The 5,333-nt window shown below is 39.7% G+C and carries 8 protein-coding genes; all 8 read left to right on the top strand.

All coding sequences use genetic code 11. From position 1 onward, the window contains the following. Positions 1 to 207 (top strand): hypothetical protein (locus RQ763_RS09185; RefSeq protein ID WP_314152539.1); only part of this gene is annotated, 207 nt, incomplete at its 5' end. 116 nt (positions 208 to 323) lie between these two features. Continuing rightward, positions 324 to 458, top strand: coding sequence for a 50S ribosomal protein L34 (rpmH, locus tag RQ763_RS09180; protein WP_294930200.1), 135 nt, complete (start codon positions 324 to 326; stop codon positions 456 to 458). After that, positions 446 to 799, top strand: a complete 354-nt coding sequence (gene rnpA, locus RQ763_RS09175; protein WP_314152541.1) for a ribonuclease P protein component — start codon at positions 446 to 448, stop codon at positions 797 to 799. The genes rpmH and rnpA overlap by 13 nt, the downstream gene beginning before the upstream one ends. Further along, positions 792 to 1,127, top strand: a complete 336-nt coding sequence (gene yidD / locus RQ763_RS09170) for a membrane protein insertion efficiency factor YidD (RefSeq protein ID WP_314152537.1) — start codon at positions 792 to 794, stop codon at positions 1,125 to 1,127. The genes rnpA and yidD overlap by 8 nt, the downstream gene beginning before the upstream one ends. Next, positions 1,121 to 2,749 (top strand): membrane protein insertase YidC, encoded by a 1,629-nt coding sequence (gene yidC / locus RQ763_RS09165; RefSeq protein WP_314152536.1) that lies wholly within the window; start codon positions 1,121 to 1,123, stop codon positions 2,747 to 2,749. Before yidD ends, yidC begins: the two co-directional genes overlap by 7 nt. Continuing rightward, positions 2,742 to 3,650 (top strand): Jag N-terminal domain-containing protein, encoded by a 909-nt coding sequence (locus tag RQ763_RS09160; RefSeq protein ID WP_314152534.1) that lies wholly within the window; start codon positions 2,742 to 2,744, stop codon positions 3,648 to 3,650. The genes yidC and RQ763_RS09160 overlap by 8 nt, the downstream gene beginning before the upstream one ends. A gap of 3 nt (positions 3,651 to 3,653) precedes the next feature. Continuing rightward, complete coding sequence (mnmE, locus tag RQ763_RS09155; protein ID WP_314152533.1) at positions 3,654 to 4,994, top strand: tRNA uridine-5-carboxymethylaminomethyl(34) synthesis GTPase MnmE; 1,341 nt, start codon at positions 3,654 to 3,656, stop codon at positions 4,992 to 4,994. Then, positions 4,994 to 5,333, top strand: a 340-nt coding sequence (gene ruvX / locus RQ763_RS09150; RefSeq protein WP_314152532.1) for a Holliday junction resolvase RuvX, incomplete at its 3' end; no start/stop codon positions are given. The genes mnmE and ruvX, both read left to right, overlap by 1 nt.

Genomic DNA, 5,333 nt, shown 5'->3' with positions numbered 1-5,333 from the left:
ATAACTTTGACTCTAAGCAAAAATGCAAAAGCTTATGTAGCCGAAGCAGGATTTGACCCAGTATATGGAGCTAGACCTCTTAAGCGTGCTCTTTATGAGATAGTTGAAGACAGACTTGCGGAGCTTATTTTAGAGGGCAAAGTAGAAGAGGGTTCACATGTGGAGTTTGATTTTGAAGAGGGTGAGATAAAGGTTAAAATCTCTTAATACCAATCTTTAGATGTTACATAAGCGTGCTTAATTGTTGCCAAGAGCAAACCTTAACCACGCTTTAAGTAACTTTCTTATATTATTTCGAACTTAATTTTAAAGAAGGATATGTCATGAAAAGAACATACCAGCCTCATAACACGCCAAGAAAGAGAACTCATGGTTTCAGATTGAGAATGTCAACAAAAAATGGCCGTCGTATAATTAACCGTCGTCGTGCTAAAGGTCGTAAAAAATTGTCGGTTTAGGAAATTTCTATACACTAAAACTCCACAAAGAGTTTCAGTATGTATATAGAAAAGGAAAAGATGCGCACTCAGATAGCGTAGTGCTTTTTTTTCTTCCCGCAAATGAGATTCATAAAGTGGGTTTTACGGCTACCAAAAAAATAGGCAACGCCGTAAAGAGAAATAGAGCTAAAAGAAGACTTAGAGCTCTCTTTCGTGAATTCTCCCCCTCTCTCAAAGATGGCACATACATTTTTGTAGCAAAACAAGCAATCAATGAAGCAACCCACCAACAACTAATAAATGATTTTCAAAAGATTTTGAAGCGTCTAAATACGACAAAGAAAGAACTTGATGTTTAGAAAGTTTTTACTTAAGCTTTTATGGCTTTATCAGAAGTTTTTTACGCTTATTGGATACGGCAGTTGCAGATATTACCCATCTTGCAGTGAATATGCAAGAATAAACTTCGAAAACAACTCCATTTCAAGTGCTTTTTACCACACTTTTACTAGAATACTCCGTTGTAATCAATTTTTTGAAGGTGGCATCGAGTATCCACTACTTGATAAACTCTCATTAAAGCCCGCAAAGATAGGGGTTGATTCTATAAAATATTGGTTGGTTCCAAATAAAAAAAACCGCTTTTATATCATAAAAAATTTTTCATTTAAAGGTAGACCGTGTTAGATAAAATGACACCAAATCAAAGATTGATGATAGCCGTAGTGCTTTCAATCCTGTTCTTCGTAGCGTATACGCTTATATTTCCACCTGAGGAGATTGAGAGTGCAAAAAATAATCAGACAAACACTCAAAGTGTAGAAACAACTCAAACATCACAATCCTCTACCGGGTCTGTGGCAACAAAAGTAGAAGATGTCGTAAGCCATGAGATTTCAGATGATGAAAAGATGGCTGCAAATGATTTGAGCACTTTAGTTACTATAACGAGTGATAATTTTATAATGAAGCTAGATACATTGGGGCGTATCTTCTCAAAAGTGTTGCTTCAAGATAAATATAACGACAAAGAAGACAAGCATGCGCAACTAGTTCCCGATGCTGGACCTAAGCCTCTTTTTATCAGGTTTTTAGATCAAAACTTAAATGATGAAGCTTCTAAAGTGCCATATAAAACGACAATTTCTGAAATCTCTTTAAAAGACGGATCTCAAAAAGTTGTATTGACGCAGGAGCTTCCTAGTCTAAGAGTTACAAAAGAGATTCTCTTTTTTGCAGACGGACATTACGATGTGAAGATCTCTCTCTCTGAGGATAAGAAATATTTTGTCTATTTAGGGCAAAGACCGCGTATTACAGAGCAGATGATGACTGTCTCGGGCGCAATGGTCTACACAGACGATGAGATAGCGACCATCATAGAAGATGGCGATGCGGCAGGAAGAAAAACATTTAGCGGTGTTGAGCTTATCTCTGCATTTGATCAATACTCCGCGACAATTATGTACGGATTTGCAAAAGATACCAACATCATTGTAGAGAGAGACAAAAGCGATGACCCGGTTATCTATTTTGAAGCACTTCAAAACATGTCTTTTGGCGGCTATATTGGGCAAAAAGAGTACAAAACTCTAAAGAACATAAAGCCTGTTTTGACAAATGCTATTGAGTATGGATGGTTTACATTTGCATCAAAGCCGCTCTTTCAACTACTATCATGGCTGCATGGTATTTTTGGTAACTGGGGTTGGTCTATCGTAGCGCTTACGCTTATTATTAGAACAGTGCTTTACCCTTTAACGTATAAGGGCATGGTCTCTATGCAGAAGATGAAGGATCTCTCTCCTCATATAAAAGAGATTCAGAAAAAGCACAAGGGCGATCCTCAGCGAATGAACGCAGCAGTGATGGATACATATAAAAAACATGGAGCAAATCCTCTTGGGGGATGTCTGCCGATGGTCTTGCAGATTCCAGTGTTTTTTGCAATCTACCGCGTACTTCTAAACGCTGTTGAACTTCAGGGTGCCGAATGGGCATTTTGGATAGATGACCTCTCTAGAATGGATGCAACATTTATTCTTCCTATTTTAATGGGTGCTTCAATGTACTATCAGCAAAAGCTCACGCCTAGTAACTTTACGGATCCGATGCAGGAGAAAATATTTAAGTTTTTACCGATAATATTTACATTCTTCTTCTTAACATTCCCATCAGGATTGGTTCTTTACTGGTTTGTAAACAATCTGTTCTCTATCGCACAGCAGTTTGTTGTAAATCAGCAGTTTAAAAATGCTAAAGAAGCAGAAATTGCAACGCATAAGCATGCGGAGAAGACAGATGATTAAGATAGAGTCAACCACTTTAGAGCAAGCGTGCAAAGATGCCGCAGCTGCTTTAGAGTGTTCAGCGAGCGAGCTTATTATAGAGATTGTTCAAAGTCCAAGCAAGGGTTTTATGGGGCTCTTTAAGAAGAGTGCGATAATCGTTGCCGCTAAGAAAAAACAAGAAAACAGAGAAAATAAAGAGAAGAAGCAGGCGCAAACAATAGCTGTGAAAAAAGAGAAGCCTGAGTATAAGCCACAAGAGAAGAAAGTACAAAAAATAGAGCCTAAAAGAGAGAGTAAAAAACCTTCTCACAACATAATTAACGATACGATTATGCCTCAGTCATTTGTCAGCATGCAAGACGATGATGATTATGATATGGCGGATATTAACTATACAGCCGATTATGAAGAGGATGAGGAGGAGCAGAAGAAAGAGTCTGGCTCTGCTAAAGTTTTTAACGCATTTGAAGTTGCTAAAAAGGTACAAAAAGAGATCAATGAGCTTTTCGCTCAGATTTGCTTTAAGATTGACAAGATAGAGGTAAGCGCTTATGATGAAACTACACTTCTTGTAGAGTTTAAAGGCGAAGACGCAGCACTTCTTATAGGAAAAGAGGGTTACAGATACAAAGCACTCTCATATATGATTTTTAACTGGATAAACACCAAGTATCAACTACAGTTACGTTTGGAGATTGCAGAGTTTTTGAAAAATCAAGAAGAGTCGGTAGCTAGATATCTTCTTAGCGTTTGTGAAAACGTAGAAAGAGACGGCAGAGCGCAGACGAAAATACTTGATGGTGTTTTAATCCAAATCGCACTAAAAGAGCTTCGTGATAAGTACCCAAACAAATATGTAGCCGTCCGCTCTACGCGTGAGGGACTTAAATTTATCATCATAAATGATTACCACAACTAAGAGATGAGTGAAGATACCATAAGTGCCATTGCAACAGCAAATGGCATAGGCTCTATCGCAATTATTCGCATAAGCGGAGATAGAGCTTTAGAAATAGCAAAAAAACTCACCCGCAAGCAAGATTTTTCTCCAAGATATGCAACGCTCTCAAACATTTACGACCAAAACGGCGAACTTATCGATGAGTCTATACTTATCTACTTCAAAGCACCTTTCTCTTTTACAGCCGAAGATGTAGTTGAAATTCAGTGTCATGGCGGTTTTATAGTTGCACAAAGCATACTCAAGGCTACCATCGCACATGGAGCCAGACTTGCAACTGCAGGCGAGTTTTCCAAAAGAGCCTTCTTTAACGGCAGGATTGACTTGAGTGAAGCCGAAGCAATTGCACAGCTCATCGAAGCAAAAAGCGAAGACGCGGCAAAAATATTGGCTCGTCAGATGAAGGGTTCGCTCAAAGAGTACATTGAGAAAATCCGCGATGAGATTATACATATACTTGCCTATTCAGAAGTTAGCATAGACTATGCAGAGGAGGATTTGCCTGAGGATTTGGTAGCACAAATTGAGGCAAAACTAAGAGAACTCAAAAAGTCACTCTCCTCAACCCTCCTTGCAAGCAGGGCAAGAGAGGGGCTTATGCAGGGGTTTAAAGTAGCAATCATCGGAAAGCCAAACGTCGGCAAAAGCTCACTCCTAAATGCGTTGCTTAGTTACAACCGTGCGATTGTAAGCGATATCGCGGGAACGACAAGAGACACGATAGAAGAGCAGGTTAAGATAGGCACACACCTTATCCGCATAGTAGATACGGCTGGTATTCGCGAAGCAGGCGATGAGATAGAGCGCATAGGGATAGAGCGTTCACTTGAAGCCATAAAAGAGAGCGATATCGTAGTTGCTCTTTTTGACGCCTCAAGAGAAGCCGATGCAGAGGATAAGATGATAATCTCGCTTGTTAAGTCACATGCCAAAGTCAAAGATGTTTTGTATGTCAAAAACAAGGTGGATTTAGAGCCGAAGTTCGAGACTTTGGATATAGCGTTTGACATGGAGCTTAACACAAAAGAGAGCGTTGATGAGTTGATTCAATCTCTTGAAGATATTATGAACAGAGCAAACTCCTCCGATGAGATGATGCTTATATCGCAAAGACAGATAGCGGCGGTAGAAAACACCCTTAAAAACATTGACGAAGCGTTTGAGCCGCTTCAAGACCAAGAACTTGAAATATTCTCGTTTCATCTAAACGAAGCCGTAAAAGAGATGGCATCTATAACAAGACCTTTTGAGAATGACGAGATGCTTGATAAGATGTTCGGCTCTTTTTGTCTAGGAAAATAGTGAAGTATATTGCTATAGATTTGGGACTTAAGAGAATAGGTCTGGCATATTCGGCGCATAAAGATTTGGTAACACCGCTCAAAGCCGTTGAGCGAAAAAACAGAGACCAAGCAGCAAGAGATGTCAAAAAAGTTCTTGATGAGTGGGAAGTGGATGCCGTAGTAGTCGGTATACCGATGGGCGGAAGCAGCGAGGATGAGATGAGGCGCCGCGTCGCACACTTTATGAATCTGGTAGATTTTAAGGGCGAGATATTTTACCAAGATGAGAGCAACTCCTCAAAAGAGGCAGAGAGCATGATGAAGGGCGAAATAAAGCAGATCCGAGACGGACGCATCG

The organism is Sulfurimonas sp., from assembly GCF_032250635.1.
Taxonomy (GTDB): domain Bacteria; phylum Campylobacterota; class Campylobacteria; order Campylobacterales; family Sulfurimonadaceae; genus Sulfurimonas.
Note: the sequence above shows the minus strand (reverse complement) of the source record. Positions and strands in the feature narration are given on the sequence as shown.

What these genes read in the sequence shown, in the direction of transcription:
- rpmH (WP_294930200.1), top strand. Translation starts at nt 324, where the DNA reads ATGAAAAGAACATACCAGCCTCATAACACGCCAAGAAAGAGAACTCAT.
- yidD (WP_314152537.1), top strand. Translation starts at nt 792, where the DNA reads ATGTTTAGAAAGTTTTTACTTAAGCTTTTATGGCTTTATCAGAAGTTT.
- RQ763_RS09160 (WP_314152534.1), top strand. Translation starts at nt 2,742, where the DNA reads ATGATTAAGATAGAGTCAACCACTTTAGAGCAAGCGTGCAAAGATGCC.
- mnmE (WP_314152533.1), top strand. Translation starts at nt 3,654, where the DNA reads ATGAGTGAAGATACCATAAGTGCCATTGCAACAGCAAATGGCATAGGC.